Genomic DNA, 25,893 nt, shown 5'->3' on the forward strand with positions numbered 1-25,893 from the left:
CCGCCGCCCCGCCCAGCACCATCACGTCGGGAAACGCACGAAAATCGACATCACGGAGCCAAAAAGTGAAACCCAACCAGGTTAAATAACAAGCTGAGCGCGCCCCACCGTGTCCGGAAGTACGTGAGCCTCGGTGTCCCCCACCCGTTCATCCGGCTCGATCCACGGCTGCTGCTGACGATCGCACGGCACGGCTGGTTCGAGCCCGTGATCGCCGCACCGTTCCTCGGTCCACGCCTCCTCGGCCGGGGACGTCAACGGCTGACCCACCACCTATTGCGGAGTTTCACCACGAACCGGAACACCTGGTCGGAGCACGACATCGCGCTCTTCGCCGGACAGCTGCGCGAACCGGCCCGCGCCGACGCGGCGTCCGTCCTCTACCGCTGCTTCATCATGCGTCAGGCCGCGCGGATCATGACCGGCGCGTACAGGCGCAGCCGGCTCGGCACCCCCACCCGGGTGCTCATCGGCGCCGAGGACCCCATCATGCGCCCGGAATTCCTCGGCGGATTCGAGGAGCACACCGACGACTTCGGTGTCGAGTTCGTCGACGGCGCCTCACACTTCCTCGTCGACGAAAGGCCGGATGTCGTGCTCGAACGCGCGCTCGAATTCTTCGCGCCGCCGGGTCGGTGTCACGAGGCGGCGACGGGTACCTGACGGACGGGATCGATACTCCCCGGACGTTCGACCTCGCCGAGTGCGAATCCGACGCCGCGCACGGTGTGGACGACGTACGGCGATCCGACGGCCACCAGCTTCCGCCGCAGGGAGCAGACGTAGGCGTTGAGGACGTTCGTCTTCGATTCGACCGTCACACCCCACACCATGAGCATGAGGTCGCGGCGGGTGACGACTCGGTCGACATTCTGCGCGAGCACGGTGAAGAGGACGAATTCCGTCCTGGTCAGTGTGGTGCGCAGCCCGTCGTGGTCGGGTTCGTGAGGCTCCTCGCACAGGCAGACGTCCTGTGCGCCGGCGGCCGCCCGTGCCGGCACCTCGGGTTTCACCCGCCGGAGGATCGCGCGGAGCCGTGCGACGAGCTCGTCCGCCCCGACCGGCATCTCCATCACGTCGTCGGCGCCGGCCTCGAGGAGGTCGCTGCGACGGTTGCCGGAACGGAAGGTGCCGATCACCACGATGGCGAGCGCGAATCGCATCGCTTTCAAGGCCCGCACCGTGGTGTCGGCGTCGAGGTGTGGTGATCGCGCGTCGACGATCACCACGTCGGGAGGTTCGATCCGCGACCGCACCGGTTCCGCATAGGTTCTCGTGACGAAGAAGCCCGCATCCCGAAGGCGATCGACGAGGGATCTCTCCACGTCGGCGTCGATCAGCAGGAGACGCGGACGAGCGATGACCGGGCTCGACACAGAATTCATGCGGGTTCCTCCTGTTTTCGAGCCTCGCGTTGGTGTGCCAGCTAGATCAACCGGGTGCTGAGATCAAGTTCCCACGCCGCAGTCGATGACGATATCGAGCGAAACTCCCCTATCGTTACCGAGGAGACCACTACACCACCCGATCGGGAGGTCGTTGTATGTCCCAACTCCAGCACCTCGCACTGCACGGGGACGCAGTCGCATACCGGATGAGCGGTGAGGGCGAGACACTGCTGCTCGTCCACGGGATGGCGGGAAGTTCCGCGACGTGGCGTGCGGTTCTCCCCCAGTTGGTGCAGCGGTACCGGGTCCTGGCGCCGGACCTGCCCGGCCACGGTGATTCCGCCAAGCCTCGCGGCGACTACTCGCTGGGCGCGTTCGCGGCGTGGCTACGCGACCTACTGCAAGAACTGGACATCGAACGGGTGACCGTGATCGGTCAATCGCTCGGCGGAGGGGTGGCGATGCAGTTCAGCTATCAGCATCCCGAACTGTGCGGCCGACTGGTCCTCATCGGCAGCGGCGGACTCGGACCGGACGTGAACTGGACCCTGCGGTTGCTGGCGGCGCCGGGGTCCGAGTTCCTCCTGCCGTTGGTGGCGCCCGCCGCGGTTCGTGACGTCGGCAACAAGGTCCGTGGCTGGCTGGCGGCGGTCGGGGTCCACTCGGTGCGCGGCGACGAGATGTGGAACGCCTACTCGTCACTGTCCGATTCGGACACCCGGCAGGCGTTTCTGCGGACGCTCCGCGCGGTTGTCGACCATCGGGGGCAGGCGGTGAGCGCGCTGAGCCGCCTGTACCTGAACGAGGGTCTCCCGACGCAACTGATCTGGGGCGATTCCGACGGCATCATCCCGGTCGCGCACGGATATGCGGCGCACGAGGCGATCCCCGGGAGCCGACTCGCCGTCCTCGACGGTGTCGGGCACTATCCCCACCTCGAGGATCCCGCCGCGGTGGTCGACATCATCGACGACTTCGTCTCCACGACGCCGGCGCGAGCCTGAGCGATCGGTCGGCGTCGGCGCCCACGCGGCGTCCGGTGACGAGGATGTAGACGCTGATCAGCAGCACCCACGCCGGGAACGCCAACGTCGACCACAGGCTGAAGTCGACGATCACCAGCAGAGCCAGGGCCAGCAGATACGTGGTCACGACGAGCCATCGTGGCATCAGGCCGGTCCGCAGCCAGATCGTCCCCAGCGAGATCATGAACACCGCGGCCATACGCAGCGCGTAGACATGGTTGATCTGCAGCATGATCTCGCGGCCGAAGTAGACGATCTCGTTCGCGGAGCTGCCCGAGTGGCGGGCAATGGCGAGTACGCCGCCCGCCACCCCCATCGAGACGAAACCCATCGCGAGAAACAGCAATCCGCTGCCGAGGAACACTGTCGCGAAGAATCGGTCCTCGAGTTCGCCGAGACGGTCGCGGATGACGCCGATGAACCAGAGGAAGGCGATCCCCGCGAACGGAGCAAGTATGAGGGCCGTCTTGATCCGCGTCTCGCCGCTCCCCACCCAGGGGGTCTCGTCGAACGGGTCCGCCGGCAGCGCGGTCCGCAAAAGAACGAGGCTGGTTGCGAACAGCACGGCGAAGACGATCCCCGCGACGGCCGCCGAGCGTGGCGTTCTCAGCCGGCGGACCTCCTTCGCGCGCTGCGTTTCGGCCATGAGTCAATCCTCGCTCGAGCAGCGATCGGGATTCACCGATTCGGGTCAACCGGCGAAACACTCGCCGGTCGGTTTCCCGCTGGGCGGAACGCTGCATGGCGTGCCGCATCCCCGAGAACTGTGATGTCAATTACACATTCACGAGACTTCGACCACCGAATGTGACCACCCACCCCTACCGCCCGGCTCGGGCCCGCCGCAGTGCCGCGGCGCCGCCACGAGTTCCCGTGCAGGTATTCGAAAGGACCCGATGATGGTCACCCACGCGACTACCGAGCGATGGACGCCCCGCCTGATCTTCTCGCTCGCCTCGATCGTGTTGCTGCTGGAGATGCTCGCGGTCAGCTACATGATGATCTCGATCGCGTTGCCGCAGATCGTCACCCACTACCAGACGACGCAGGGCGCGTGGTTGCTCACGTCGTTCCTGCTGGTGGGAGCGATCACCTGCCCGCTGATCGGCAAACTCGCCGACACGCACGGCAAACGCAAGCTCCTCCTGACGGCCGTGGGCCTGTCGGCGGTCGGGTCGCTGATCTCGGCGATCGCACCGACGTACGCGGTGCTGATCGCCGGCCGCGCCCTGACCGGTCTGCTAGTGCCGTGCCTGTTCCTGAGTTATTCGCTCATCCGCGACGTCTTTCCCACCCGGACGGTGGCGTTGGCGGTCAGCATCGCCACGAGCGGTATGGGGCTCATCGCGATCCCCGCACCGTTCTTCACCGGCTGGCTGATCGATAATTTCGGCTTCCGGAGCATCTTCTGGTTCTTCCTGGCCGGTCTGGTGGTCCTCAGTGTCCTGATCCGGGCGACGACCGGCGAATCGTCCGTGCGTCTGCGTTCCCGCATCGACCTGATCGGTGCGGCGCTCCTCGGCGCCGGACTCGCCGGCATCCTCGTCGGTGTGAGCTTCGGGCCCTCCTGGGGCTGGACGTCGGGGTCGACGATCGGATTCATCGCCGGCGGTGCCGCCCTGCTGGTGGCGTGGATCGTGTCCGCCCGCCTGCTCGCGGACCCGCTGATCGACATCCGGTTCTTCAGTAAGCGGCCGGTGTTTCTGACGGCGCTCGGCGCGGGATTCTGCTACGGCACGTCCGCGGTGTTCACGATCATGCTCCCGATGATGTGCATGACCCCGGCGATCCTGGGGCTCGGCTACGGATTCGGCATCAGCGCAGAGGGATTCGCCATCTTCCAGGCACCGCTGGGTGGCGCGGTGGTGATCGGCGGACTGATCGTCGGAACCCTGGTGCCCCGCAGCGTCCGCCCGCGGATCCTGATGATCGTGGGCATGCTCGTGATGGCCTCCGCCTGCCTGCTCACGGCGATGATCCACGACGACAAGGCACTCCTGATCGGCTTCGCCGCACTCCTCGGTGTGGGGATGGGCATGGGGTACGCCTCCATCCCGAACCTGCTCATCGCCGCGGTGCCGCCGCAGTTGCAGGCGACGACGGCGAGCATGGTGGCGGTGTTCCAGAGCATCCTGCCCGCCATCCTTCCGGTGATCGCCTTCTCCGTGTTGAACTCGCACATCGCGACCGTCATGCAAGGTGCGGTCTTCTACACGGACACCGGCATCACGATCGCGTTCGTGATCGGCGCTACCTCGGCACTGCTGGGCGCGGTCGTGGCCCTCGCGTTGCCCCGCCGGATTTCGCAGCTGAGCGCACCCGGTGTGGGGTCCGCGGTCGCGGCCGACACGGACGGGGCCGTCGTCCTCGCCCACTGAGCCGCCGATCGCACACCGTCGTCGCCGCGACTCAGAAGGGTCGCGGCGACGACCACGATGCGCTCCCGCTCCGTCGAAACCGCTCCCGGCCGTCGACCGAGTGGGAGGCTGAGGAGAGGAACAGTTCTCTGGTTCGACCCGACGACAGGAGACCACCATGCGACTGACCACACTCGGCGACCTTCCCGCACGCATCGCGACCGGGGGTTTCATCCTCCATACGGGGATACAGAAATGGTCGGCGGACGAGCAGACCGCCCAGGGCGTTCACGGTATGGCGGCGGGAGCGTTCCCGTTCCTGAACGCGATTCCGCCGGACCGATTCATCAAGTTGCTCTCGGTCGCCGAGATAGGCACGGGCGCAGCGCTACTCGCGCCGTTCGTGCCCTCCGCCGTGGCCGGGGCGGCGCTCACCGGGTTCTCCGGGGGCCTCGTGGCCATGTACGCGAGGACACCCGCTCTGCGTAACCCCGGCAGCATCTGGCCCAACGAGAACGGCATCGCCGTCGCCAAGGACGTGTGGATGCTCGGCATCGGATTGGGCTTCGTGCTCGATGGGTTGTCCCGTTCCCGCTGCCGTTGACTATCTGGCGGTGAATCCGGCGTCGACGGGAAGCGCGACGCCGGTGACGTACCGCGCCTGGTCGGACACCAGCCAGGCGATGGCGTTGCTGACGTCCTCGGCCTCGATCAGGCCCACATTCAGGAGGTTGCCGACGTCCGCGCCACTGGACGCGGGGGCGTCGGCGAACAGTGCGGCCACCGCATCGTTCATCACCATCGGTGTGTTCGCACCCGCAGGATGCACCGAATTGACCCGAATGTCGTAGGGGGCCAGCCAGTGCGCCCACGTCCGTCGCAGTCCGACGACGGCGTGCTTGCTCGCGCAGTAGCCGTCGGACCCGCCGCGGCCGTTGCCCCCGCGCCCGACCAGACCGAGAGTCGAACCGGTCAGCACCACCGCGCCGCCGCGCCCGCGTTCGATCATCCCGGGCGCCGCCGCCTGCACGGTGTTCCACACGCCGAACAGGTTGACCTCGAGTTGGTCGCGGAACGCCTCCTCCTCGCCCGCGTCGTCCGACATCATCCCGATTCCGGCATTGGCGAGCACGATGTCGATCGGACCGAGCTCGGAGACCCCCTCGGCAACTGCCGCGCGCATCGCGGCGGCGTCGCGCACGTCGGCTTCGATGCCGACGATCCGGCGGCCGAGCGCCTCCACCTGCGCCTTCGTCTGCTTCAGGTCCTCCGGCGTCGCCATGGGGTAGGCGACCGAGTCGATCGGCCCGCAGATGTCGACGGCGATGACGTCCGCCCCGTCCTGCGCCAGACGCACCGCATGACTGCGGCCCTGCCCACGTGCGGCTCCTGTGATGAATGCGACCTTGCCTTCGAGCGGAGCTGTCATGAGCGCGGACCTCTCAGTCGGTGATGCGGCGGACGCCCCTCCGGACGTCTTCACAGATATCGACTTCCGCGCGTCCGCGAACTCATCGCGGGCTACTGCTCGGGCACGACGCAGAAGTCGCTGTCGGAGAAACCCGAGGGCCGGACACCGAGCGCCTGATTGAGACGTCCGCGGTGGTTCTCCCAGGCGATGGCCGCGGCGAGTTCGGTCAGTTGCGCCTCGGAGAACTCGGCGAGCAGCGAGCGCCGCAGGTCCTCGCCGATGTGCGCGGGCGTGCGGGTGATGGCCTCGGCGAACTCCAGCACCAGCTTCTCGGTGTCGTCGAATTCGCTGCTCTCACGAAATTTCGGGAGGGCGCGCAACTGGGCGTCACTCACTCCGAGTGCGCGGCTGAACGCCGATCCGATATCGAGGCAGTACTCGCAGTTGGTCAGCGCGGCCGCCTTGATCTCGCCGAGCGCTTTGAGGCGGGGGTCGACCCTGGCGCTCGTCGCGAGCGCGAACTCGTGGAACCCGACGGCGGCGAGCAGCTGCGGCCGGCGCCGCAACCAGCGCAACAGGTCTGCCCGGTTGCGGCGGGCGGTGGGAAAGACACGACGAAACGAGTCCATCTGACCGATGACGCTCATGCTGTCGGTCTACACCCATCGCGGGGACGGGACAACCCTGCGGCCATTCGGCAATCGTGGTGTCTCGGCGACGGGAGTGTTCTACGTTCGGAGCGGAGGCCCACCGCACCCCGAGGAGTCAGCATGAAGGCTGTCATCTGCACCGAGACTCGCCTGGAGGTGGGTGAGATCCCGGCTCCGATCCCGGCGAGGGGTCAGGTGTTGATCGATGTGTCGCGGTGCGGGATCTGCGGCTCGGACCTGCACGCCCGCGTGCACGCCGACGAGATGGCGGAACTGGCGGCCGAGACCGGCTACCGCGACTTCATGCGTTCCCACCAGCGAGTCGTGCTCGGGCACGAGTTCAGCGGCACCATTGCCGGCTACGGGCCCGGCTGCCGGAAGCGTTGGCCGGTGGGTACTGCGGTGGTTGCGTTGCCGATCGTCCGCACCCGGTCGGACATCCACCTGACCGGGCTGTCGGCCTCGGCGCCGGGCGGCTACGCGGAACAGGTGGTGGTGCAGGAGTCGATGACCCTGCCGGTGCCCAACGGGCTGTCGGCGGAGAAGGCCGCACTGACCGAGCCGATGGCGGTGGCGTGGCACGCGGTGCGGAAGGGTGACGTCGGCAAGCGCCGCACCGCGATCGTCATCGGATGCGGCCCGATCGGTCTCGCCGTGATCAGCATGCTGAAGGCGTCCGGTGTCCGCACCGTGGTGGCCGCCGACTTCTCCACCCGCCGGCGGGAGCTCGCCCGGCAATGCGGTGCCGACGTCGTGGTCGACCCTGCCGCGGCGTCGCCGTGGACGTCCTATCCGCGACGCAGGGAGACGACCTCGATCACGGAGGTGCTCGGCCTCGGACTGGACACAATGGAGAAGCTGCGTCGCATCCCGAAGCTGCCGTGGTGGCACGCCTTCGCCCTCGCCGACGCGGTGGGCGCGACACCGTCCGGGCCGGTCGTCTTCGAGTGTGTCGGCATGCCCGGGGTCATCGACGGCATTCTGGCAGGCGCCCCGCTGCGGTCACGTGTCGTCGTGGTCGGGGTCTGCATGGAGACCGACACCTTCCGGCCCGCACTGGCGATCAACAAGGAGATCGACCTGCGCTTCGCCATCGCCTACGACCCCCGTGAATTCCGCGACACGCTCCACATGCTCGCCGACGGAAAGGTCGATCCGACGCCGCTGATCACCGGAACGGTCGGACTGGCCGGTGTCGAATCCGCGTTCACCGCACTCGGCAACCCCGAGGTGCACGCGAAGATCCTGATCGACCCCGAGAACACCTCCGCGTCGCTGTGATTCGCCGACGCCCATGACATCCCACCATCCCCGGCTCCAGTGGGCCGTGCCGGCGCTTCTCCTCGCGCTGATCTACGCCGCGTCGCTCATCGTGTACGGGTTGAGCAGCCGCACCGGCGACGACGACGCACCGTTCGAGGTCGGTAGCGACGAGGTCGTGGTCCTCGTCACGGCGAAGTCGCTGCAGCCGACGACCGACCGGGTGCAGGCCGAGGTGACGATCAAAGCAGGTGAGGATTTCCTCCACGCCAACGGCGACACGTTGAACCGGGACATCACCCTGCTGCTCCTCCCGAGCACCGGTCACGAGGAGATCGTCTTCCGTGCGGGCGCCGCGCCCACGACGTTCGACACCGAGTTCATCGCCACCGGCAACGCGGCCTACTGGCCGTTCGACCGGTTCGAGGTGAACCCGATGGTGGTGGAGGCGTACCAGGGGCTCGGCGCCGACCGTGAACTGGTGCCCACGGCCCTGCTGCTGGACGGCCGGGTGGACGGGTGGAAGGCGCGCGCCGAAGCGGTGGCGGTCGATACGGACCTCTCCCGGAACGGCACCGGTGCCGCGTTGACGTTCGCGCGCACGGGCGGGAACCTGATCTACGCCGGAATCCTGCTGCTGATGATGACGATCCTGGCGGGGCTCGCCGCCTTCGTCGCGCTGCAGACGTTCCGCCGCAGACGTGCCGTCAACACCGACATGCTGGGCTGGATGGCGGCGATGCTGTTCGCCGTCGTGCCGTTGCGCGGAATCCTGCCGGGAAGCCCGCCGATCGGGTCGTGGGTCGACATCGCCCTCACGGTGTGGGTGGTCTCCACACTCGTCGCGTCGCTGGCCCTGTTCGTGTTCTGCTGGTGGCGCGACAGCGACGCGCCCGCCCAGCCCTGAGTGCAGCTACTCGATGCCCTGCAATTTCTTGCGGCGGCGGTAGTCTGCGGCCTTGATCCGGTTGCCGCACTCCGCCATTCCGCACCAGCGGCGCGAGAAGCCGCGGGAGAGATCGACGAACAGCCGGGTGCAGTCCGGGTTCGAGCACTCCTTCACCTTCGCCATCGCCGGGGAGCCGATCAGATCGATGGTGTCCCGGGCGAGGAGGCTCAGTGCGTTGCCGGGTGTGCCGGTGCTGGTCGTGTCGCCCTCGCGGGTGAGGGTGAGGGTGGGTCTTCAAGTACAGCATCGTCGCCTGGGGCCTGGCGAGCATCGGACTCGCCTTGTCCTGGAACTTCGAATCCCTGCTCACCTTCCGATTCCTGCTCGGTGTCGGCATGGGAGCGGAGTTCCCGGTGGCCGCGGCGATCCTCGCCGAATTCATGCCCTCGTCGAAGCGCGGGCGCTACGCCGCCCTGCTCGAGGGTGCTGGCCGATCGGATTCATCACCGCCGGCGCCGTGTCCTACCTCCTGGTCGCCTCCACCTTCGGTTGGCGCGGATTCTTTCTCATGCCGGCGGCCCTGGCCGTGGTCGCACTGATCATTCGGCGCAACCTGCCGGAGTCACCCCGGTGGCAGGTCTCCCGGGGGCACACAGCCGCAGCGGAACGCACCCGCGCCTCCATCGAAAGCGCAGTGCGTGACGCGACCGGACGGCCACTACCCGACCCCCAGCCCGTGCGCGGCGCACAGGGTGAAAACACCGGACGGGGCGGCTTCCGCGCACTCGTCCTTCCCGAACACAAAGCGCGCACCCTGACGGTATGGGCAGTGTGGTTTTGCCTGATGACCGGCTACTACGGGCTGACGACCTGGATCGGCAAGCTCCTGACCGACAACGGCCTCGACGTCACCAAGAGCATCGGGTTCGTCCTCGTCATGGCCCTGTGGGGAATCCCCAGATTCCTGTCGGCCGCGTACCTGATCGAGCGGCTCGGACGGCGCTACTGCCTGGCCGGGTACACCATCGGGTCCGGCATCGCCGCCTTCTTCTACGGCCAGAGTTCGGGCACGTTCGAGCTGATCCTCGCCGGATCGTTCCTGCAGTTCTTCTTCTTCGGCATGTTCTCCTCGATCTTCGCCTACACCCCCGAACTGTTCCCGACCCGCAGCCGCGGCGCGGGAATCGGCTCCGCCACCGCCCTGGGCCGGCTAGGTTCGGTCTTCGGCCCCATCGCGGTCCCCTTCCTGCTGGGCTTCGGCGGCACCGGCCTGGTCTTCTCCACCAGCGCGGTCCTGTTCGCGATCGGTGCGCTGATCGTGCTCACCCGCCTTCCCGAAACGAAAGACACTGTCCTCGAACAGATTCACTGACCCTCCGCACATCCCACCACGAAAGCGAATCCCGTGAACACCGACGAATACCTGTACTTCCTCGACCGCGCCTTCGACGGCATGCTCGCCGTTCTCGGCGAACTCGGCGACGAGCGCGCCAATCAGGCACCACCCTTCGACGGCGCGAACTCCCCCTGGGCCATCACCTACCACTGCACCGAGGTGGCCGAGTATTGGATCGGGCACCTGATCGGCGGCCGCGAGAGCAACCGGGACCGTGAATCGGAGTTCACCGCCCGGGGAACCATCGCCGACCTCACCCGCACGATCACCGCCCTGCGGGCGAACCTGCACAAGGACCTCGCGGGCTTCGACCCCGATGCGCCGCTGACGAATACCCCACCGGCCGACTACGAGGGGCCGAGCCGCCAACTGACCCCGAACGGGATCCTCCTCCACGTTCTCGAAGAACTCGCCCAACATCACGGACAGGTCGAGGTTTCCCGCGACGCCCTGTCGACCATACGAGTGGAAGCAGCACTGTGACTACCTCGACGACACCCCACCCCCTGTTCCCGGGATTCGACGACCTCGACCTCGGTGCCCTGTCCCGGCGCACCGGGGTGAAATGGGCGCGCGCTGTCGAAGCCGGGGCACTCCCGTCGTGGGTCGCCGACATGGACTTTCCCGTCGCCCCGGAGATCCGCGATGCACTGAAGGACGTCATCGACCGCGGCGACCTCGGCTACCCGAACTGGTTGGGCGGCACGCCCTTGCGTGCCGAGTTCGCCCGGCGGATGTCCGACCGCTACGGCTGGCAGATCGACCCCGCCGACGTGCGGGAGCAGACCGATCTGATCCAGGCACTGCAGCTGATCCTTCGTCTCGGCACCCGACCCGGGGATGCGGTGGTCATTCAGACCCCGAACTATCCACCGTTCCTGGCGACGATCGAAACGATGGGGCGGCGCACCGTCGAATTCCCCTTCGTCGACACCGGGAACGGGTGGGCGCTCGACTTCGACGAGTTCGAGCGGACCCTGGCACGGAATCGTCCCAAGGTGCTCGTCCTCGTCAATCCGCACAATCCGACGGGTCGAGTGCACACGCGCGGCGAACTCGAGCGCATCGCCGAACTCGCCGAACGGTACGACCTGCTGGTGATCAGCGACGAGATCCACGCCGAACTGATCTACGAACCGCACCGGCACATCCCGTTCGCCTCGATCAGCGAGGACGCCGCCTCGCGGACCGTCACGGTCACGTCCGCCGGGAAGGCATTCAACCTCGCCGGTTTGCGCTGTGCGGTGGTGCACTACGGTCCCACGGACCTGTTGGCGGTCCGGGACAACGAACCCCCCGACCTCTACGGCGCGGTGTCGGTTCTCGGGGTCGTCGGATCACTCGCCGCATGGCAGCACGGGCAGGCGTGGCAGGACACCCTCATACGGGTCCTCTACCGCAATCGCGCACGGGTCCACGACGTCCTGACCCGGGCGCTGCCCGAGGTCCGCCACCACACGCCCGAGGCCACGTACCTCAGCTGGGTGAACGTCTCGGCGCTGCCGGTGGACGATCCGATCGACCGCATCCGCCGCGCCGGGCACGTGCTCGTCGACGGCGGTGTGCCCTTCGGAAGGGCCGGGGACCGGTTCATCCGGATCAATTTCGCCACCTCGGAGGCCCTGCTCGACCGGGTGCTGTCCGGAATCACCCTCGCTCTCACTACCGAACTCGACCCCTGCAGTCTGACGTAGAGGACCGATGGAGGTGGTTGCCACGAGAGCGCCGCGTTCGGAATAGTCGAGGACATGGTGCGCCGGACCGGAAGAGTGCTGCCGCCCTGGTATCTCGCCCACGTCAACAAGGTGATCGTGGGCCTGCATCGCCTGGGCGTTCCGATGCCGATGCCGGCGCTCACCGTACCCGGCCGGAAGACGGGCGTACCCCGGTCGACCCCCGTCTCACCGTACGAGGTGGACGGCCGGCGCTACGTCGTCGCGGGATACGCCGAATCGGATTGGGCGAAGAACGCCCGGGCCGCCGGGCGCGGTGAGCTGACTCGGGGACGTCGTCGCGAGCGTGTCCGACTGGTCGCGCTGCCGGTGTCGGAGCGGGGCCGGATCCTCCGCGAATTCCCGACCCGGGTGCCGCACGGGGTCACGATGTTCCTGAAGGCCGGGACGGTCGCGAACTCCTCCCCGGAGGCGTTCGCGGCCGCCGCGGACCGGTGCGAGGTCTTCCGCATCGAGCCGCTCGACTGACGGGGTCACCGAACCTCGAGCGTGCCCACCATGTTCGGGTGATAGGTGCAGTGGAACGCGAACGTGCCCGGCTGGCCGGGGACGGTGAACGTCGCGGTCGCACCCGGTTCGACCTCCACGTCGAACAGGTCGCCGGTGTCGGCCGTCACCGTGTGTTCGGCGGTGTCGTCGTTGCGGACGGTGACCTGTTCTCCCGGCGCGAACGTGCCGGGCAGGGTGTACTTGAAATCGGAGATCACGATCTCCCGCCCGCCGGGCTGATCCGCCCCCGCAGGCATGGACATCGGCATCGACATGGACATCGACGGCATGCCGGACATGGAATGGTCCCCGCCGGTCGCCGATTCCGCCGAACCCGACGAGTCGTCACCGTCGCCTCCACACGCGGCCAGCGCAAAGACGGCCAGCAGGATCGGCAGGACAAGTGTCAGAACGCGTTTCATGGTGGTCGCCTCCGGATGACGGTGAGAACGGATGCCCGACGCCCCGCTCCTCGCGGGAGTAGTACCCGTTTTCACGCCAGACACCCCTCGAAGCACCTGGTGACTCGTCAGCCGTCGTTCAGCGCCTCCTGCGACTCGAGGTTCGCCACCGGAGTGCGGAGCGAGGCGACGGCGTCCGCGTAGAGGGAGGACTTGATCTCACCCAGTGTGCGTCCGCGGGTCGCGACGAGCCCCTGCGCGTGTTCGACGGCCCTGGCGAGCACCTGCTGCTCGGGGGCGACCTCGTCGACGAACCCGAGTTCGCTCGCCGCGACGCCGCCGTACCGACGGCCGGTCACCAGGGCGGTGTGCACGGCCCGCGCGGGCAGGCGGGCCGCGAGCAGCGCGATGCTGCCCGGCGCGTAGCTCGCCCCGATGGTGATGCCCGGCAGGCAGAAGTAGCCGCGGTCCTCACGCATCACCCGGTGATCGTGGGCCGCTGCGAGGATGGCGCCGCCGCCGAAGGTGTGCCCGGTCAGCGCGGCCACGGTCGGCAGGGGGAAGGTGAGGATCCGCGCGAACAGGGCCTGCACACGGTCGATGTAGGAGTTCAGCTTGTCGGTGTTGGCGACGACCCAGGCGGTGTCGAGACCGGTGGAGTAGAACTTGCCGAGTCCCGTCGTCACCAGTGCGGCGGGACCGTCGTGCTGTTCGACCTGATCGAGGAGGGCGTCGACCCTGTCGATCCAATCCGGGTGGAAGGCGTTCTCGCTGTCGGGTTCCCCCTCCTCGCCGAAGTACAGGACGAACACATCTCCCGAGCGCTCCACGTAAGGCATGCGGCGAGGCTACCCGGAGACGGGCGCGTCGCGCCGCTCGAGCACACACCTCGGTGGGTGAAGTTTCAACTGTCGCGGGGCAGGGTATGTCGATCGTCTAGCAGCTGAGGCGGTGGACGATGAAGAGCGGAACAGGCATTGCCGACACCCGCACCGTTCGGGACTACATCCACACGGTGGCCGGTAGCGTTCACGCCGATTCCATCGACTGGTGGGACAGCGACGGCATCGAAGTCGTCCTCGTTCTGCCGCTCCGGTTGCACTATCTGCCGGGACGCAACGCGGTGCTGGCGTGGAACCGGACCTTCGGCTGGTCGCTCGGCGTCGAAGGGCTGGGCCGCCGCAGTGTCATCGTGATCGACGGCCTCGGTGTCGGGCGGATGCCGTCGCCCGCCGTGTGCGCGGAACGTGCGGTGGAGTTGATCGACGACTATTGCCGCTCGACACCCGCGTTGCCGAGCGCGCCGGCCGCCGCGACCGACACGTCGACCCCCGCGGATCGGTGTCCCCGCATCGGTCGGGACACCGCCGCCAGCGGACGGCGGGACAGAGTCGTCAGACGGCCGTGAGCAGTGTCGCCGGGGGCCACGACGACAACGTGGCCCAACCGCATTCCCCCGCGGAGGAGCAGCCGATCATCGCCGCGGAGGAGGGCGCGGCGCGCATCAGTACGGCGGCGCATCCGCTCGGGAAGCCCGGACCGCGGTTCGATCGTCGGTCCCCGTTCCTCATCGGGATGGCCGGGGCCGCCGGTGTCGCCGTCACGTACGCCCTGATCGAGGTCGTTCTCGCGGCCCGCGGGGTGCTGGTCCTCATCGCCGTCGCCGCATTCCTCGCGATCGGTCTCGAACCCGCCGTGTCCTGGTTGGTGCGGCACAAATTTCCCCGATGGGCCGCGGTCGCAACGGTTTTCGTCCTGGCGTTCGCCGTGCTGGCGGGGTTCCTGGCCGCGGCGATCCCGCCGATGGTGACGCAGGGCGGCGCACTCGTGCACAACGCCCCGGACTACCTGGGGCACCTCGAACAGCGCTACCCGGTACTGGGGGAACTCAGCACCCGCTTCCACCTGCAGGACGAACTGCGCCGGGCACTCGATGCGGGCAACGTGCCGATGGTGGTCGGCGGGATCGTGGGTGCGGGCAAGTTCGTGTTCAGCGCCATCAGCGGCACCGTGATCGTGGTCGTGCTCACCGCCTATTTCCTGGCCGACTTCGCACACATCCGGTCGTCGATCTATCGCCTGGCCCCGAGCTCGCGGCGACCACGCACAATTCTGATCGGCGACGAAATCTTCGCGAAGGTCGGCGGATACGTACTGGGAAATCTCCTGATCTCGCTGATCACCGCCGTCCTCACGTTCGTGTGGCTGGTCGCCTTCGACGTCCCCTACCCGTTGCTGCTGGCCGTCCTGGTCGCCGTGCTGGATCTGATTCCGGTGATCGGATCCACCCTCGCCGGTGTCGTGGTGGCGCTGGTCGCCCTCACCGTGTCCCTGCCGGTGTCACTGGCCACCATCGTCTTCTTCATCGCCCTCCGCCTGTTCGAGGACTATCTTCTCGTTCCCCGCATCATCGGCCGAACCGTCAAGGTGCCCCCGATGGTCACCGTCGTCGCCGTCCTCGTCGGCGGCGCACTGCTGGGGATCGTCGGGGCGCTGCTCGCGATACCCGTCGCCGCCGCCGTTCTGCTCCTCGCCCGTGAGACGGTGTTTCCACAGCTCGACCGCGGCTGAGCAGGCGGGGCACGAAAACGGCCTTGCGGAAGAAGTTTCCGTGTTCTGCTTACCCTGGAGACGTGGGATGCGCCGGGGCATGCTCGGGCCGTGTCCCGAGCATGAGAAAGAGGCGCTGGATGTCGGTGATGAGTCCCACCGAGGCGATGTTCGTGCTGTTCGAGACGCCGTCGCATCCCATGCACGTGGGTGCGCTCGAACTGTTCGAACCGCCCCGCGAGTCGGGGCCCGATCACGCCCGGGCCATGTTCGAGGCGTTGATCTCGCACGAGGGTGCGTCGGACACGTTCCGCCGGCGCGCCGTCCGCCCGCTGCGCGGCGCCAGTTACCCCTGGTGGTCGTTCGACGACCGCATCGATCTCGGCTATCACGTCCGGCACACGGCGGTCCCGGGCCGCGGCCGGATGGAGGACCTGCTGTCGCTGGTGTCGCAGATGCACGGCATGCCGCTCGATCCGCAGCACCCGATGTGGGAGATGCACGTCATCGAGGGGCTCGCCGACGGACGGACGGCCGTGTTCTCGAAGATTCACCTGTCGCTGATGGACGGACCGGCCGGACTGCGGCTCCTCCATCACGCCCTGTCGACCGACCCCGACGCCCGCGACTGCCCCGCACCGTGGACGCCCGGGGTCGCCGGCACGTCGCGGCGGGAATCCGCGTTGCCGGTCGCGGTGGTCCGGGCGGGGGTGCGGGCCGCCACCAGCATCGTCGGGGTGGTGCCTGCGCTCGCGAAGGTCGCCTACGACGGCGTCCGCGAGCAGCATCTGACGCTTCCCCTGCAGTCACCGCCCACGATGCTCAACGTTCCGGTCGGCCGGGCACGGAAACTGGCGGCACGGTCGTGGCCGATCCGGCGCCTGGTGTCGGTGGCCACCGCGGCCCGCACCACGATCAACGCGGTGGTGCTCGCGATGTGTTCGGGGGCGCTGCGCCGGTATCTCCTCGAGCAGTACGCGCTGCCCGAAGCCCCGCTGACGGCGATGCTGCCCGTGCCCCTCGACCTCGGCGGCACGATGATCGGACCGCGCGGCCGCGACCACGGCGTCGGTGCAATGGTCGTCGGCCTGGCCACCGACGAAGCGGATCCGGCGGCACGCCTCGCCCGGATCAGCGAGTCGGTCGAGCACACCAACCGTGTGTTCGGCGCGCTGAGCCACACCCAGTTCCAGCTGATGAGCGCGCTGGCGATCAGCCCGATCCTGCTCGAACCGGTCCGCCGGTTCGTCGACGACACTCCCCCGCCGTTCAATGTGATGATCTCGTACATGCCGGGCCCGTCGAGGCCGCGGTACTGGAACGGCGCCCGCCTCGACGCGGTGTATCCGGCGCCGACGGTCCTCGGAGGTCAGGCGTTGAGCATCACCCTCACCAGCCGGTCCGGTCAGCTCGACGTCGGCGTCGTGGGCGACCGGCACGCCGTCCCGCATCTCCAACGGATCATCACGCACCTGGAGACGTCGCTCAGCGATCTCGAGCACGCGGTCGCCGCGTCCGGCTCCTGACCCTCAACCGGGCGGCTGCCGCAGTGACGTGCGATTCTCCTCCCAGCACCGTGTGACGTGGTCACCGACGAGGTCGTCGAAGGCGAGGCAGGCCGCGGCTCCCAGCAGGATGTCGTCGGCCACTGCGGGCCGTGCCGCGACCATTCCGCCGGCGAGGTCGCGGCAGACGATCTGTTCGTGCACGGAGTCGGCCTCCACGTGCTCGTCGAAGAACAGGGTGGCCGCCTTCCCGAATCCGAGGCGGCGCAGTCCGGCGGCGTATTTCTTACTCGGCAACGCGGACGTGGTCTCCACCGCGCACAGGTGCCCCACCAGGGCCCCGAGACGGCTGCGGTGCACGCCGAACAGGGACAGCGCGTTCAGGGACGCCAGCGTCACGGCTGGCACCTCGTCGATGTAGTGCGCGTAGTCGTCGCACAACCCGAGTTCACGCATCGTGGTCGCGAACAGCGCCGAGTGCATCCGCTCGGGCCTGCCGCCGCCGTACTCGTCGGACTGCACCTCCACCAGCGCCGCTTTCGGTGCGCCCGCGAGCCGCGGGATGCCGAGCGTGTGCACGTCGGCCTCACGCAACTGATTCAGGGAACGGTGGATCAGCAGTTCACGGAACTGGGTGAGATCCGCGTCGTGGGCCATGTGACCGGACAGCCCCGGCGCCGTGCTGGGGGCGGTCATCGCCCACAGCGCCGCCACCACGTCGTCGGCGCCGGTCGGCGCGTCCGCGACGTCACGGATCGCGGCGTCGAACGGAACCTCGAGCACCGACCGGGCGGCGATCAGGTCGCTGTTCCATTCCCACTCGTCGCCGACACCGGTGATCCCCTGCAGGTGCAGTTCGTAGAGAGCGGTCAGGCAGATCTGCGCGTCCTCCTCGAAGAGGAACGCCCGTGGACTGTCGCGCGCCGACGAGGCGAGGGAGCGTGCCGCCGCCACGAACGGTTCGGCATCGGCACCGTCTGCGCGCAGAATGGAGAACAGGAGATCGCTGACGGGACCGCGCGGCTTCGGAAAGGGCATGGACGTCCCAGACTGCGCCGCCGTGTCCGACATCGACCGAGAGTGCAAGGTAGTCATATGAACTCCATTCCCATTGCCGGGACCGACGAATCCGACGTCACGATCACAGTCTGCCCTGATGGTCCACTCCTGGTGCGTGGTGCTGCGCGGATCCTCGACACCGAAGGTAACCCGATCGACAACGACCGGGCCACCGTGGCGTTGTGCCGGTGCGGGCGGACGAGCATCGCCCCCTTCTGCGACTCTTCGCACAAGAAGCGGCGCCGCCCGTAGGACTGTCCCGCATCAGTACTGCTTCCGATTCTGCGTCCGTCGGCGCGCGATCACGAATGTCACGACGCCGACAAGGATCACGATGGCGATGATTTCCATCCGCACCGATTACCCAATCCGCGGAAAAGCTACGCCGCGCCGCGATTGCGTCCCCCGATTCGACGGCGAGAAGTGCAGTGGGACAACCGGAAACCCCGACGGCGTGGTGTCGGCGGCGGACCTGGGGCGAAAAGCGCGGCCCCCGCGATTGACACCATGGGGTAACGTCAGAGTCCTGCACGGTTGAGCCCCCAGCCGCAATGGACGGGCACGGTTCACGCGCCTAATTCGTGCCTGTCTCCTACGTCGCTCGACCGTGAGGAAACGACATGAAATCTGTTCTCAGTGCGCTGCCGACACGCTACGACCCTGCAGCGCAGTCGACGCTGTTCAGCTGGGCCGTCGAACCCGAGCACGGCCGGCTCTCCGTCGACAATGCACCGGGTGCCGGCGGGATCCTCGTCGTCCGGATATCCGGGGACGTCGACGTCACCACCCTCCACACCTTCGGGAACCACCTCGACGAGGCGATCAACGAACGACTTCCGTTCGTGCTCGACCTGACCGACGTGCAGTTCTTCTGCGCGTCTGCCCTGCCGATCCTCGACATCATGGCCGCCCGCGCCCGCAGGCTCACCGTGCCGTGGGCGGTGACCGGCAACAACGCTCTCCGCAGACCGTTGACGGCCATGAACATGGCCGCACAGATCCCCTTCTGCGCCGACCTCGAGGCTGCCTTCCGGCTGGTCGCCGCGGGAAGTCGCCAGGGTGGGCGCTCGGCGTGAAAGACACTGCTCCGCACGGCACGTCCGACTTCGTGGTGGTCGCCAACCGGCTGCCCGTGGACATGGAGACACTCGACGACGGGACGACACGCTGGAAGCGGAGCCCGGGAGGCCTCGTCACAGCGCTGGAGCCGATCCTTCTCGACCGGGAGCGCGGTTCCTGGGTTGGCTGGCCCGGGGTGCCCGACACGAAGGTCGAACCGATCCTCTCCGGTGGGATCGACCTGTACCCGGTGGAGCTGAGTTCGGACGAAGTATCTCGGTACTACGAAGGATTCTCGAACGCGACGCTGTGGCCGCTGTACCACGACGTGCTGGTGGCACCGGTCTTCGACCGGGACTGGTGGCACTCGTACCTGGATGTGAATCGCCACTTCGCCGAAGAGACCGCGCGCACCGCGGCCGAGGGCGCGACCGTGTGGGTGCAGGACTACCAGCTGCAGCTGGTGCCCCGTCTGCTGCGGGAGATGCGCCCCGACCTGACCATCGGGTTCTTCCTCCACATCCCCTTCCCGCCCGTCGAACTGTTCATGCAGTTGCCGTGGCGCAAGGAGATCGTGGAGGGGCTGCTCGGGGCCGACCTCATCGGCTTCCACCTGCCCGGCGGCGCCAACAATTTCCTGTTCCTGGCGCGCAGGCTGCTGGGACTCGACACCACCACCGCAGGCGTCGGCGTGCGCAGCGCACTCGGCCGGGTGACACTCGACGACCGGGTCGTGCAGGTCGGCGCGTTCCCCATTTCCGTCGACTCGCGGCAACTGGTCGAGCAGGCCACCGATCCCGCCATCGTCGAACGGGCCGCCGAGATCCGCCGCGAGCTCGGGAACCCTCGGAAGATCCTCCTCGGAGTCGACCGACTCGACTACACGAAGGGCATCGATATGCGGCTCTCAGCGCTCGGCGAACTGCTCGACGAGGGCCGTCTCGATCCGTCCGACACCGTGATGGTGCAGCTCGCCACCCCGAGCCGCGAACGCGTCGAGCACTACATGAAGATGCGCAGCTCCATCGAGGAGCAGGTCAGCCACATCAACGGTGATCACGGTCAGATCGGCCGGCCCGTCGTGCACTACCTCTATCAGCCGGTCGATCGCAGCGAGCTGATCGCGCTGTTCCTGGCCGCCGACGTCATGCTCGTCACCCCGATGCGTGACGGGATGAATCTCGTCGCGAAGGAGTACGTCGCCTGTCGGGCGGACCTGGGCGGTGCGCTGGTGCTCAGCGAGTTCGCCGGTGCCGCCGCCGAACTCCGGGGCGCCTACCTGGTGAACCCGCACGACCTCGACGGGGTGAAGAACACCATCGTGGCCGCGCTCGACCCGGAGCGCGAGCCGGGACGACGGCGCATGTCGCGGCTGCACCGCCAGGTGCTCGACCACGACGTGCACCGGTGGGCGCAGTCCTTCCTCGGCGCGCTTTCTCCGGTCGCGGACTGAGCGCACTGTCCCCGGCCCCGGTTCACTCGGGATTCGTCGTCACCGATTCGGCGATGCGGTGCGCCACCTCCGCCAACCTGATGTGCTCCTGCTGCGATTGCGCGACGAGGATCTCGAACGCCCGGTCCACGGAAACTCCCCGCAGCGCCATCACAATTCGCTTGGCCTGCTCGATGACCGCGCGGGTCTTCATGGCCCTCGTGAGCCCGAGACCTCGTTCCTGGCCAACTCCACGCTGCGGGCACTCCTGATCGCAGACCCGCTGAAGCAACAGGCTCATCTTCACCGCGAACCGGAATTGCGATTGAACTCGTCCAACGCGGTTGCCAAGGAGCCCAATTGGGCAGCGATCGTCGCGCTGTCCGGAAGACGTTACTCGACCCCGGGACCTTCTTCGTCCACCGATCCCGCCCCGGACGGCGAGGCGGGAGATTCCCCGGTCAGCAGACTCAGCGCCGCCGCGGACGGCCGCAGGATGCTTCCGGCGCTCATCGACGAACCCCGGGTCAGACCGCAGTGGGAGGACACAGCATCCTCGAAGTTGCGGAGCCGTTCCGCCGCCGTCCGGCAGGCGGCGACATGAGCGTCGCTGCTGTCGGCGAAGGCGAATTCGGCTCGGACCACGTCTGCGAGTGCTTCCACGAACGTGGCCGCACTCTCACGGATCTCCGGGTCGAGAGGACCGAACGGAGGTTGCGGTTCCAGCGCCAGCGACGTGGCGCGGACGATCTCCGTGCACTGGGGCCAGCCCTCGGACAATGCCACAACCGCCTGTCCCCATTTCCTTCCGGCGGCGACCGGACCGGCGGCGCGTCGCACGTTGGCTCGCGCACTCTCCTCCGTCCAGGCCACGGCATCCAGGGCGTCGTCCAGTTGCACCCGCACGTTCGCCGACCGTTCGGCCCATCGACCGGGATGTCCGCCGGTTCCCGGTTCTCGCAACTCCCGGGCGACGTCGCACAACAGCGCGGTGGCGGAGGAACCCAGTCCCGTCAGTGCGCGCTCCGACCGCCTCAGGTACAGCGGGGGCAGGAGCAGCGCGTTCACGGCCACCCCGGTTCCGGCACCCAGCGCGATCGCCAGGATACGGTCGCCGAGCATCGCCGGTTGATCGGAATCGCCGTACGTCACCATCAGCAGCGCGGTGACCGCCACCCACACCCCGCTCGAACCGAACCGGCGCCAACGGCCGAGCAGGAGACCCGTCAGGACCGCCACACCGACACCGACGGTGACCGAATCGAACAACATTCCGACCACCGCGGCCAGCGTCACCCCGAGCGAGACCGCCGCGAGTTGTTCGCCGGCCACCCTCAGTGATCGCGACACCGTCACCTCGATCATGAACACCGCGGCGTAGGGCGCGAGGAACGGCTGCGGCAGTCCGAGAAGGCGCTCGGCCAGAATCCACGCGAGCACGGCAGCGGTCGCGGCCTTCACCGACTGCACGACCACAATGTTTCGCTGACTGTCCCCCACCCACGAGCGCAGGCGCCGGAGTGCGGTGACGTGCAACAGTCTTCTCTCCCTTCGTGCAACGACAAGTGCCGTGTGCCCGACTCGTGGCAGCTCCAACCGGCGCGGTTCGAACGCGGCACGTCCGGGTATGCCGGGCACTATGAACACCCACGTGACCGCGACCCACCTGCAAACGCTCCTCGATTCGCCACTGCCGGATCCCGCCCTGATCCTGCAGAGCGGCGCCCCCACCATCGTCGATTCAGGCGAACTGGGTGACGAGCATCAGTCCCTGGTCATCGTGACCCGGGACGAGTTGCGCGAGCAGCTCCCGCAAGACCGCGACTGCTCGCAGAGCGATCTCGAGTTCCACGCCGCGTCGCTCGAATCGACCGTCGCGGGGCTGGGTGGCTGACGCGGGGTGATCAGCCGCCGCCCAGCTGCTCCCGCAGTCCGGACAGGGTGCGCGCCAGAATACGCGAGACCTGCATCTGCGAGACGCCCACGCGCTGGGCGATTTCCGTCTGGGTCATCGAGCCGAAGAACCGCAACATCAGCACGCGGCGTTCGAGCGGCGGCAGTTTCTCCAGCGCCGGCCGCACGGCAGCGTGACTTTCTACGTTCGCGAGCTCCGGATCCTCCTCACCGAGCGTCTCGGCGAGGGGAAGGTCGTCGGGATCATCACCCATGGCCGCATCCATCGACAGGGTTTGGTAGGCATTCTTCGCGAGCAGGCCCTCGGACACTTCCCGGACGTCGAGTTCGAGTTCGGCGGCGATCTCACTGGCCGAGGGCGAACGTCCCAGTTCCTGTGACAGTTCGTCGACGGCCTTGGTGATCAGCGCGTGGAGTTCCTGCATACGCCGGGGCACTCGCATCGACCAGCCGGTGTCGCGGAAGTACCGACGAACCTCGCCCATGATCGTGGGCACCGCGTAGGACACGAAGTCGAAACCGCGGTCCGGATCGAAACGGTCGACGGCCTTGACCAGCCCGAGCCGGGCGACCTGCAGCAGATCCTCGTGCGCCTCGCCGCGCCCACCGAACCGGCGGGCGATGTGATCGGCGAGCGGAAGGCAGCGTGTGATGACTTCGTCGCGCAGCGCGGACGCTTCCCCGGACGCCTCGTCCAAGGCTCGCAGGCGCGCAACCGTGGGCGCCACGTCCTTGTAGTCGTCTCTGCCGGGACGGTGCCGTTCACTGCGTTCCGAAACCGGTGACACTAGATGGTGCCCCGGTATTTGACCAGTTCCACCGCCACGGTTCGTTCGACGGACCCGTTGCCGACGGGTCCCTCCGATACCGAAACCGCATTCATCAACGTCTCGAGCACGTGCCAGCCGAAGCTCTCCCGGTTGGGCACTCCGCCCCGGCTGAGGGGTGCACTGATCGTCACGTGCAACCCCGTCTCCGTGACGGCGAACGAACACGTCAGTTCGGCACTTCCCGGCGTAGCCGCGATCAGTTCCGAACACACCTCGTCCACGGCAAGTTTGATATCGGCCACGTCGTCGAGCGTGAAGTCTCCCAGAACGGCGAGAGTTTCCGCGACGGCGCGCACCACAGGCAACTGTTCGAACTCCGCCGCCACACGAAGCTCCACGGGCACACCGGATCTCGTTTTCATTCGTCTAACCTCGTCGACCTCGGCCATCTGCACTCCACGTCTCTGTCGTCGGTTTCTGCGACTCTCGGCAGCGTACCCAGCTGCCGCGACCCTCAACCCGCCGGAACGAAAGTGTGAGCGTGTGCCGAATGCGTCCCGACTTGCGGGTTCGACGAACTCGATGCGGTGGGCTCAGGCGACCCGGACGTCGCGCGCCTGGTTACCGGTCTCGGTGCGGCAGACGGCGAAGCTGACGCGCTGACCTTCCTCGAGAATGCGGTGACCGTCTCCGGCGATTTCGGAGACGTGCACGAAGATGTCGTCGGATCCGTCGGCCGGGGCGAGGAAACCGAAACCCTGTTCGGCGTTGAACCATCGCACCGTGCCCGTCCGCAGTGCCGTCGACTGCGGGGCCGGCAGCGTGTGCCCGGCGCTCATCGCGCCGCCCTTCTATCGGCCAGTCCGTGGAGCGCAGCGCCGCCCCACAGACTCGCAACGAGCAGAACCACAAGTAGGGCCACGTTGAGCATTGCTCCTCCTCGGCGTGCGCACGGTCGACCCCTGGTCGAATCAGACCGAAGGTAATGCCTCGCTTTCGGGTGTGGGGCGATTCGGGCGCAGCGTTTGCACAATCGAGATCTGCCGGCCCCAACGCATCCGCTTCGCACCCCGCAGAAGATCTGATTTGCTCGACATAGATTTTGTAGTACGGTCGGGTTGTCGGAACTTCAGCGATCGAGTCAGGAACGTTGTTCGACACGAACGCAAGTTGCGGCGAGGCAGGGTCCCGGTGATTCGAGACTTCTCACCACGGGTACGCGGTGAGTTCATCCGACGCCTCGTCTCCCCGCAACCGGAGCGGGGCACCCAATGCCTCGAAGTTTCGCCGGCAGGTAGTAGCGAAAGAGAGGACCGAGAATGTCGAAGTTCACCGTGCCAGGTCTTTCCGACGATCAGGGAGCGCGAGTCGCCGACATACTTCAGAAGCGGCTCAGCGCATACAACGATCTTCATCTGACGCTCAAGCACGTTCACTGGAACGTGGTGGGTCCGAATTTCATCGGCGTGCACGAAATGATCGACCCGCAGGTCGAGCTGGTGCGTGGCTACGCGGACGCCGTCGCCGAACGCATCGCCGCGCTGGGGAAGTCGCCCGACGGCACCCCGGCCGCGATCGCCCGCGACCGCACCTGGGATGACTACTCGGTGAAGCGCGACACGGCGCAGGCGCACCTCGGTGCCCTCGACCTCGTCTACAGCGGTGTCGTCGAGGACAACCGCAAGGCCGTCTCCGAGACGGGCGAGCTCGACCCGATCACCGAGGACCTTCTCATCGGGCAGACCGGAGAACTCGAGAAGTTCCAGTGGTTCGTCCGCGCCCACCTCGAGAACTCCGGCGGCAGCCTCTCCAACGACGGCGCGCACTCCGAGAAGCAGGCAGCCGCGCAAGCGCGGTGAGCACTGGCAGATCTCCCACCCACAACCGAAAGGTGACGAACATGGCTGAGAACAACAGCGGTCCGGCAGAGGCCGTCAAGGGCGTCGTCGAAGACGTCAAGGGTAAAGCGAAGGAAGCCGCGGGTGCGGTGTCCGGTCAGGACGATCTCACCCGCGAGGGCAAGGCGCAGCAGGACAAAGCCGCGGCGCAACGCGAGGCCGCCGCAAAGGAAGCCGAAGCGGAGAAGGCCCGAGGCAAGGCCGAAGCGCAGGAAGCACGCCAGCGCGCCGAACAGTGAGACGGGTGCGGGCCGGATCACGACCGGCTGCACCGAGCGTCTCTTCTCCGAGTGGAATCGACCATCGCCGGTCACCACTCTCCCCTGAAAGGACTGATACGTGCTAGGACTGGGAATTCTGGGCTGGATCATCATCGGCGGCCTCGCCGGGTGGATCGGCAGCAAGATCATGAAGACCGACGCTCAGATGGGGATCATCCTCAACATCGTCGTCGGAATCGTCGGCGGTCTCCTCGGCGGCTTCATCCTCCGCCTCTTCGGCACCGATGTCGAAGGCGGCGGTCTGTGGTTCAGCTTCTTCACCTGCCTACTCGGCGCGGTGATACTCCTGTTCCTGGTCAAGCTCGTGACCGGGCGAAGCACCGCCGGGCGACGCTAGTACCCCGCACCCCGGAACCGGGCCTGTCCATCTCACGATGGGCAGGCCCGGTTCCGTCGCTCTCCCCGTACCCACGCGAAATCGTGCCC

The 25,893-nt window shown here is 67.5% G+C and carries 32 protein-coding genes and 1 pseudogene; 20 read left to right on the forward strand and 13 right to left on the reverse strand.

The window, feature by feature from the left end:
• Window positions 1–123: 123 nt before the first annotated feature.
• Window positions 124–663 (forward strand): alpha/beta fold hydrolase, encoded by a 540-nt coding sequence (locus tag ACFVJ3_RS16740; RefSeq protein WP_378453093.1) that lies wholly within the window; start codon window positions 124–126, stop codon window positions 661–663.
• Here ACFVJ3_RS16740 and ACFVJ3_RS16745 read toward each other — a convergent pair.
• Window positions 639–1,385, reverse strand: coding sequence for a response regulator transcription factor (locus ACFVJ3_RS16745; RefSeq protein ID WP_378453094.1), 747 nt, complete (start codon window positions 1,383–1,385; stop codon window positions 639–641). The two genes, ACFVJ3_RS16740 and ACFVJ3_RS16745, sit on opposite strands and share 25 nt — an antisense overlap.
• 158 nt (window positions 1,386–1,543) lie before the next feature.
• On the opposite strand from ACFVJ3_RS16745, the gene ACFVJ3_RS16750 reads away from it, so the two are divergent.
• Window positions 1,544–2,392: an alpha/beta fold hydrolase gene (locus ACFVJ3_RS16750; RefSeq protein WP_378453095.1), complete on the forward strand. Its 849-nt coding sequence runs from the start codon at window positions 1,544–1,546 to the stop codon at window positions 2,390–2,392.
• On the opposite strand, the gene ACFVJ3_RS16755 is transcribed toward ACFVJ3_RS16750, so the two are convergent.
• On the reverse strand, window positions 2,352–3,059 hold the full coding sequence (locus ACFVJ3_RS16755; protein WP_378453096.1) for a hypothetical protein: 708 nt from the start codon (window positions 3,057–3,059) through the stop codon (window positions 2,352–2,354). The two genes, ACFVJ3_RS16750 and ACFVJ3_RS16755, sit on opposite strands and share 41 nt — an antisense overlap.
• A 250-nt stretch (window positions 3,060–3,309) precedes the next feature.
• On the opposite strand from ACFVJ3_RS16755, the gene ACFVJ3_RS16760 reads away from it, so the two are divergent.
• On the forward strand, window positions 3,310–4,791 hold the full coding sequence (locus tag ACFVJ3_RS16760; protein WP_378453097.1) for an MFS transporter: 1,482 nt from the start codon (window positions 3,310–3,312) through the stop codon (window positions 4,789–4,791).
• Between the two features lie 157 nt (window positions 4,792–4,948).
• Window positions 4,949–5,374: a hypothetical protein gene (locus ACFVJ3_RS16765; RefSeq protein WP_378453098.1), complete on the forward strand. Its 426-nt coding sequence runs from the start codon at window positions 4,949–4,951 to the stop codon at window positions 5,372–5,374.
• On the opposite strand, the gene ACFVJ3_RS16770 is transcribed toward ACFVJ3_RS16765, so the two are convergent.
• Both ACFVJ3_RS16770 and ACFVJ3_RS16775 read right to left on the reverse strand, forming a co-directional pair.
• Window positions 5,375–6,199 (reverse strand): mycofactocin-coupled SDR family oxidoreductase, encoded by an 825-nt coding sequence (locus ACFVJ3_RS16770; protein ID WP_378453099.1) that lies wholly within the window; start codon window positions 6,197–6,199, stop codon window positions 5,375–5,377.
• Between the two features lie 92 nt (window positions 6,200–6,291).
• A complete protein-coding gene (locus ACFVJ3_RS16775) occupies window positions 6,292–6,828 on the reverse strand; it encodes a carboxymuconolactone decarboxylase family protein (protein WP_378453100.1) in 537 nt (178 codons plus the stop codon).
• A gap of 123 nt (window positions 6,829–6,951) precedes the next feature.
• Here ACFVJ3_RS16775 and ACFVJ3_RS16780 point away from each other — a divergent pair, with 123 nt between their 5' ends.
• Both ACFVJ3_RS16780 and ACFVJ3_RS16785 read left to right on the forward strand, forming a co-directional pair.
• Window positions 6,952–8,112, forward strand: coding sequence for a zinc-binding dehydrogenase (locus ACFVJ3_RS16780; protein ID WP_378453101.1), 1,161 nt, complete (start codon window positions 6,952–6,954; stop codon window positions 8,110–8,112).
• A 13-nt stretch (window positions 8,113–8,125) separates the two neighbouring features.
• Window positions 8,126–8,998, forward strand: a complete 873-nt coding sequence (locus ACFVJ3_RS16785; protein WP_378453102.1) for a DUF4436 family protein — start codon at window positions 8,126–8,128, stop codon at window positions 8,996–8,998.
• 6 nt (window positions 8,999–9,004) lie between these two features.
• On the opposite strand, the gene ACFVJ3_RS16790 is transcribed toward ACFVJ3_RS16785, so the two are convergent.
• On the reverse strand, window positions 9,005–9,163 hold the full coding sequence (locus ACFVJ3_RS16790; protein WP_378453103.1) for a CGNR zinc finger domain-containing protein: 159 nt from the start codon (window positions 9,161–9,163) through the stop codon (window positions 9,005–9,007).
• Between the two features lie 158 nt (window positions 9,164–9,321).
• Between ACFVJ3_RS16790 and ACFVJ3_RS16795 the strand changes: the two are divergent.
• From ACFVJ3_RS16795 to ACFVJ3_RS16810, 4 genes and pseudogenes are all read left to right on the forward strand, one after another.
• Window positions 9,322–10,352 (forward strand): annotated as a pseudogene (locus ACFVJ3_RS16795) (MFS transporter).
• Between the two features lie 33 nt (window positions 10,353–10,385).
• Complete coding sequence (locus tag ACFVJ3_RS16800) at window positions 10,386–10,859, forward strand: DinB family protein (protein ID WP_378453104.1); 474 nt, start codon at window positions 10,386–10,388, stop codon at window positions 10,857–10,859.
• On the forward strand, window positions 10,856–12,070 hold the full coding sequence (locus ACFVJ3_RS16805; protein ID WP_378453105.1) for a MalY/PatB family protein: 1,215 nt from the start codon (window positions 10,856–10,858) through the stop codon (window positions 12,068–12,070). The genes ACFVJ3_RS16800 and ACFVJ3_RS16805 overlap by 4 nt, the downstream gene beginning before the upstream one ends.
• A 54-nt stretch (window positions 12,071–12,124) precedes the next feature.
• Entirely contained in the window at window positions 12,125–12,577 is a 453-nt protein-coding gene (locus ACFVJ3_RS16810; protein WP_378453106.1) for a nitroreductase family deazaflavin-dependent oxidoreductase, read from the forward strand.
• Between the two features lie 5 nt (window positions 12,578–12,582).
• On the opposite strand, the gene ACFVJ3_RS16815 is transcribed toward ACFVJ3_RS16810, so the two are convergent.
• Window positions 12,583–13,020 carry a cupredoxin domain-containing protein gene (locus ACFVJ3_RS16815; RefSeq protein WP_378453107.1) on the reverse strand — a complete coding sequence of 146 codons (438 nt, stop codon included), beginning with the start codon at window positions 13,018–13,020 and terminating at the stop codon, window positions 12,583–12,585.
• A 107-nt stretch (window positions 13,021–13,127) separates the two neighbouring features.
• Window positions 13,128–13,838 (reverse strand): enoyl-CoA hydratase/isomerase family protein, encoded by a 711-nt coding sequence (locus tag ACFVJ3_RS16820; RefSeq protein ID WP_378453108.1) that lies wholly within the window; start codon window positions 13,836–13,838, stop codon window positions 13,128–13,130.
• A gap of 119 nt (window positions 13,839–13,957) precedes the next feature.
• Here ACFVJ3_RS16820 and ACFVJ3_RS16825 point away from each other — a divergent pair, with 119 nt between their 5' ends.
• From ACFVJ3_RS16825 to ACFVJ3_RS16835, 3 genes are all read left to right on the forward strand, one after another.
• Window positions 13,958–14,407: a DUF6292 family protein gene (locus ACFVJ3_RS16825; protein ID WP_378453109.1), complete on the forward strand. Its 450-nt coding sequence runs from the start codon at window positions 13,958–13,960 to the stop codon at window positions 14,405–14,407.
• The gene (locus tag ACFVJ3_RS16830; RefSeq protein ID WP_378453110.1) at window positions 14,404–15,570 is read left to right on the forward strand and encodes an AI-2E family transporter; all 1,167 of its coding nucleotides are present in this window, start codon (window positions 14,404–14,406) and stop codon (window positions 15,568–15,570) included. Before ACFVJ3_RS16825 ends, ACFVJ3_RS16830 begins: the two co-directional genes overlap by 4 nt.
• A 119-nt stretch (window positions 15,571–15,689) precedes the next feature.
• The gene (locus tag ACFVJ3_RS16835; protein ID WP_378453111.1) at window positions 15,690–17,075 is read left to right on the forward strand and encodes a wax ester/triacylglycerol synthase family O-acyltransferase; all 1,386 of its coding nucleotides are present in this window, start codon (window positions 15,690–15,692) and stop codon (window positions 17,073–17,075) included.
• Window positions 17,076–17,078: 3 nt separating this feature from the next.
• Here ACFVJ3_RS16835 and ACFVJ3_RS16840 read toward each other — a convergent pair whose 3' ends face one another.
• A complete protein-coding gene (locus tag ACFVJ3_RS16840) occupies window positions 17,079–18,125 on the reverse strand; it encodes an iron-containing redox enzyme family protein (RefSeq protein WP_378453213.1) in 1,047 nt (348 codons plus the stop codon).
• 24 nt (window positions 18,126–18,149) lie between these two features.
• On the opposite strand from ACFVJ3_RS16840, the gene ACFVJ3_RS16845 reads away from it, so the two are divergent.
• The 3 genes from ACFVJ3_RS16845 to ACFVJ3_RS16855 all read left to right on the forward strand — a co-directional run bounded on the left by ACFVJ3_RS16845 (window position 18,150) and on the right by ACFVJ3_RS16855 (window position 20,625).
• Window positions 18,150–18,365 (forward strand): CDGSH iron-sulfur domain-containing protein, encoded by a 216-nt coding sequence (locus tag ACFVJ3_RS16845; protein WP_378453112.1) that lies wholly within the window; start codon window positions 18,150–18,152, stop codon window positions 18,363–18,365.
• A 368-nt stretch (window positions 18,366–18,733) separates the two neighbouring features.
• Complete coding sequence (locus ACFVJ3_RS16850; protein WP_378453113.1) at window positions 18,734–19,189, forward strand: STAS domain-containing protein; 456 nt, start codon at window positions 18,734–18,736, stop codon at window positions 19,187–19,189.
• The gene (locus tag ACFVJ3_RS16855; protein ID WP_378453114.1) at window positions 19,186–20,625 is read left to right on the forward strand and encodes a trehalose-6-phosphate synthase; all 1,440 of its coding nucleotides are present in this window, start codon (window positions 19,186–19,188) and stop codon (window positions 20,623–20,625) included. The genes ACFVJ3_RS16850 and ACFVJ3_RS16855 overlap by 4 nt, the downstream gene beginning before the upstream one ends.
• A gap of 22 nt (window positions 20,626–20,647) precedes the next feature.
• Here ACFVJ3_RS16855 and ACFVJ3_RS16860 read toward each other — a convergent pair whose 3' ends face one another.
• On the reverse strand, window positions 20,648–20,905 hold the full coding sequence (locus ACFVJ3_RS16860) for an ANTAR domain-containing protein (protein WP_378453115.1): 258 nt from the start codon (window positions 20,903–20,905) through the stop codon (window positions 20,648–20,650).
• A 92-nt stretch (window positions 20,906–20,997) separates the two neighbouring features.
• Window positions 20,998–22,140 carry an aromatic acid exporter family protein gene (locus ACFVJ3_RS16865; RefSeq protein WP_378453116.1) on the reverse strand — a complete coding sequence of 381 codons (1,143 nt, stop codon included), beginning with the start codon at window positions 22,138–22,140 and terminating at the stop codon, window positions 20,998–21,000.
• Window positions 22,141–22,243: 103 nt separating this feature from the next.
• Between ACFVJ3_RS16865 and ACFVJ3_RS16870 the strand changes: the two genes are divergently transcribed.
• The gene (locus tag ACFVJ3_RS16870) at window positions 22,244–22,498 is read left to right on the forward strand and encodes a hypothetical protein (RefSeq protein ID WP_037203835.1); all 255 of its coding nucleotides are present in this window, start codon (window positions 22,244–22,246) and stop codon (window positions 22,496–22,498) included.
• Between the two features lie 10 nt (window positions 22,499–22,508).
• Here ACFVJ3_RS16870 and ACFVJ3_RS16875 read toward each other — a convergent pair whose 3' ends face one another.
• The 3 genes from ACFVJ3_RS16875 to ACFVJ3_RS16885 form a co-directional block, all read right to left on the reverse strand.
• Window positions 22,509–23,306 (reverse strand): SigB/SigF/SigG family RNA polymerase sigma factor, encoded by a 798-nt coding sequence (locus ACFVJ3_RS16875; RefSeq protein ID WP_378453117.1) that lies wholly within the window; start codon window positions 23,304–23,306, stop codon window positions 22,509–22,511.
• Entirely contained in the window at window positions 23,306–23,737 is a 432-nt protein-coding gene (locus ACFVJ3_RS16880) for an ATP-binding protein (protein ID WP_378453118.1), read from the reverse strand. The genes ACFVJ3_RS16875 and ACFVJ3_RS16880 overlap by 1 nt, the downstream gene beginning before the upstream one ends.
• A 144-nt stretch (window positions 23,738–23,881) precedes the next feature.
• Complete coding sequence (locus ACFVJ3_RS16885) at window positions 23,882–24,127, reverse strand: cold-shock protein (protein ID WP_378453119.1); 246 nt, start codon at window positions 24,125–24,127, stop codon at window positions 23,882–23,884.
• A gap of 480 nt (window positions 24,128–24,607) precedes the next feature.
• On the opposite strand from ACFVJ3_RS16885, the gene ACFVJ3_RS16890 reads away from it, so the two are divergent.
• From ACFVJ3_RS16890 to ACFVJ3_RS16900, 3 genes are all read left to right on the forward strand, one after another.
• Window positions 24,608–25,147, forward strand: coding sequence for a Dps family protein (locus ACFVJ3_RS16890; RefSeq protein ID WP_378453120.1), 540 nt, complete (start codon window positions 24,608–24,610; stop codon window positions 25,145–25,147).
• A gap of 41 nt (window positions 25,148–25,188) precedes the next feature.
• Window positions 25,189–25,425 (forward strand): hypothetical protein, encoded by a 237-nt coding sequence (locus ACFVJ3_RS16895; protein WP_005570747.1) that lies wholly within the window; start codon window positions 25,189–25,191, stop codon window positions 25,423–25,425.
• 100 nt (window positions 25,426–25,525) lie between these two features.
• Window positions 25,526–25,804: a GlsB/YeaQ/YmgE family stress response membrane protein gene (locus tag ACFVJ3_RS16900; protein ID WP_009472647.1), complete on the forward strand. Its 279-nt coding sequence runs from the start codon at window positions 25,526–25,528 to the stop codon at window positions 25,802–25,804.
• Window positions 25,805–25,893 lie beyond the last annotated feature (89 nt).

Origin of the sequence: Rhodococcus sp. NPDC127593 (genome assembly GCF_042671975.1) — a bacterium.
Taxonomy (GTDB): Bacteria; Actinomycetota; Actinomycetes; order Mycobacteriales; family Mycobacteriaceae; genus Rhodococcus_F.